The organism is Mycobacterium sp. (assembly GCF_040398885.1).
Lineage (GTDB): Bacteria > Actinomycetota > Actinomycetes > Mycobacteriales > Mycobacteriaceae > Mycobacterium.
In genome coordinates this window covers 1-1,504 of sequence record NZ_JBBATF010000304.1, presented here as the reverse complement: position 1 = coordinate 1,504, position 1,504 = coordinate 1, and the positions used below count along the sequence as shown (strand labels likewise).

At 73.3% G+C, this 1,504-nt stretch carries 4 protein-coding genes; 2 read left to right on the top strand and 2 right to left on the bottom strand.

The genetic code is table 11. The features are described from left to right. Together ADBZ5U_RS16325 and ADBZ5U_RS16320 are read right to left on the bottom strand one after the other, a co-directional pair. The coding region (locus ADBZ5U_RS16325) for a hypothetical protein (protein ID WP_526811948.1) at positions 1–210 on the bottom strand (210 nt) is incomplete at its 3' end. A 51-nt stretch (positions 211–261) separates the two neighbouring features. After that, positions 262–597 carry a hypothetical protein gene (locus tag ADBZ5U_RS16320; RefSeq protein WP_526811946.1) on the bottom strand — a complete coding sequence of 112 codons (336 nt, stop codon included), beginning with the start codon at positions 595–597 and terminating at the stop codon, positions 262–264. 321 nt (positions 598–918) lie between these two features. Here ADBZ5U_RS16320 and ADBZ5U_RS16315 point away from each other — a divergent pair, with 321 nt between their 5' ends. Together ADBZ5U_RS16315 and ADBZ5U_RS16310 are read left to right on the top strand one after the other, a co-directional pair. Next, complete coding sequence (locus ADBZ5U_RS16315) at positions 919–1,230, top strand: hypothetical protein (RefSeq protein ID WP_526811944.1); 312 nt, start codon at positions 919–921, stop codon at positions 1,228–1,230. 2 nt (positions 1,231–1,232) lie between these two features. Continuing rightward, on the top strand, positions 1,233–1,504 hold a 272-nt coding region (locus ADBZ5U_RS16310), incomplete at its 3' end, for a hypothetical protein (RefSeq protein WP_526811943.1).

Below are 1,504 nucleotides of genomic sequence, written 5' to 3'. Positions count from 1 at the left end.
CAGGGTGCCCAGGGCGTCCAGGGCGAGCGCGGCGACACCGGTCCGGCTGGTGTCGCTGGTGGCGTGGGTGCGACAGGCCCGATCGGAGCAGTCGGGCCGCAAGGCGAGCAGGGCGTAACAGGCCCGGCCGGAGTGCAAGGCGTTACCGGGCCGTCCGGGCCACAGGGCGAGCAAGGCATCGTCGGGCCTACCGGCGGCGTCGGTGCTCAAGGCCCGCAGGGCGACCTCGGCGCTACCGGGCCGGCTGGGCCGGCGGGAGCGTCAGGCCCGCAGGGCATTCCGGGCGTGACAGGCCCGACCGGCGAGCGCGGCGACACGGGTCCGGCCGGCAGCGTTGGTCCGCAGGGTGACGTCGGCGCCATCGGCCCATCGGGTCCGCCTGGCCCGCAAGGCAACGTCGGAGCGACCGGCCCTCAAGGTGAGGCAGGCGTGGCTGGCGTGACTGGGCCGGCGGGCGTCGCCGGCGAGGTCGGAGCGACAGGCCCGCAGGGCGACGTCGGGCCTACGGGCGGCGTCGGAGCCACCGGCCCGCAAGGGGCGGCGGGCGTTCAGGGTGCCGCCGGCGTGCAGGGTGACGTCGGCCCTACTGGCCCACAAGGGCAGCAAGGCGAGCAGGGAGCGACCGGGCCAGCCGGATCGCAGGGTGACCCGGGTGCCGCTGGGGCGGTTGGCCCCACGGGAAGTACCGGGCCGGCTGGCGCTGCCGGCAGCAACGGCGCCGCGGGCAGTGCCGGGCCTACAGGCCCGACCGGCGCCCAGGGCGAGGCCGGCGCGGCGTCGACCGTGACAGGCCCTACCGGGGTGGCTGGTGGTCTCGGTCCCACTGGGCCAGCCGGCCAGCAGGGAGCAACAGGCGCGACCGGCGTCCTCGAATACTACGCCCAATCGTCCGCGCCGACTCCGCTGCGTGACGGTGCCGTGTGGATCGACGACGACACTGGCCAGGTGTACCTGCGATATGGCGTGCAGTGGATCGAGATCGGTGTGCAGGGCGAGCCCGGTGCGACGGGCAGCGTCGGCGCTACTGGGCCGACCGGCGCATCGGGCGGCGGTGGCGTCACCGACGGCGACAAAGGCGACGTGACGGTGAGCGGCAGCGGAACGACGTGGACGATCGACAACGGGGCCGTGACGCTCGCGAAAACGACCGGCGTGCAGAAGACGATCACCAGCGGCACGGCTTTGCCGACGGGCGGGGTCAATGGCGATATCTACTTGAGGCACAGCTAACAATGGATCACCTCTGCGATGAAATCGCCCGAGCGGACTACGCCGGGCTCGACGATGCCGCCGCAGCCGCCGCGATCAACGCACGCCGTGTGACCGTGCGTCGCCCGGTGCCCACATGGCAGGTCCGGCAGGCCGCGATCGAGGGCGGCTTCTGGCCCGCACTGGTGGAGGCCCGCTCGGCAGCATCGCCGCACACGCGAGCGCTGGCGATCTCGGCGTTGGCGTGGATCGACGATCAGAGCGGCACGATCCAGACCATCGACCTTGACCGACC